Consider the following 977-nt stretch of genomic DNA (forward strand, 5'->3'; position numbering starts at 1 on the left):
CCGGGTCGAGCGGCGCCCGGAGCGCGAGCCCGCGCGCGGCCGTCATGACCTCGATCGCGAGCACCCGGGTGAGCCCGTCGATCGCGCGTCGCAGCTTGCGGGCGGCGGCCCAACCCATCGACACGTGGTCCTCCTGCATCGCCGACGACGGGATCGAGTCGACCGAGGCCGGCACGGCGAGCCGCTTCAGCTCCGACACGATGCCGGCCGCGGTGTACTGCGCGATCATGAGGCCCGAGTCCACGCCGACCTCGTGCGCGAGGAATGGCGGCAGGCCCTGGTTGCGGGCGCGGTCGAGGAAGCGGTCGGTGCGCCGCTCGCTCATCGACGCGACATCCGCCACCGCGATCGCGAGGAAGTCGAGCACGTACCCGACCGGGGCGCCGTGGAAGTTGCCGTTCGACTCGACGCGGCCGTCGAGGGTCAGCACGGGGTTGTCGACGGCGCTCGCGAGCTCGGCCTCGGCGACGGATGCCGCGTGCGCGAGCGTGTCGCGGGCCGCGCCGTGCACCTGGGGTGCGCAGCGCAGCGAGTAGGCGTCCTGCACGCGGGTGCACTCGGGTCCCTTGTGGCTCGCGACGATCGGCGAGCCGGCGAGCAGGCGGCGCAGGTTCGAGGCGGACACCGCCTGCCCGCGCTGCGGCCGCAGGGCGTGCAGGTCGGCCGCGAAGACGGCATCGGTGCCCATGAGTCCCTCGACGCTCATCGCGGCGGCCACGTCGGCGGTGGTGAGCAGCATCCGCAGGTCGTCGATCGCGAGGGCGAGCATGCCCAGCATGCCGTCCGTGCCGTTGATGAGGGCGAGGCCCTCCTTCTCGGCGAGGCGGAGGGGCGTGATGCCGGCCGCGGACAGCGCGCTCGCGGCATCCGTCGCCTCGCCCTGCGCGTCGCGCACCTCGCCCTCGCCCATGGCGACGAGCGCGCAGTGCGACAGCGGAGCGAGGTCGCCCGAGCAGCCGAGCGAGCCGTACTCGCGC

General features: G+C 74.3%; 1 protein-coding gene. It reads right to left on the reverse strand.

What is annotated here, in order from left to right; genetic code table 11:
- Positions 1 to 977, reverse strand: a 977-nt coding sequence (locus GH736_RS23470; RefSeq protein WP_159607475.1) for an aromatic amino acid lyase, incomplete at both ends; no start/stop codon positions are given.

It is taken from the genome of Agromyces humi, from assembly GCF_009720255.1.
Classification (GTDB): domain Bacteria; phylum Actinomycetota; class Actinomycetes; order Actinomycetales; family Microbacteriaceae; genus Agromyces; species Agromyces humi.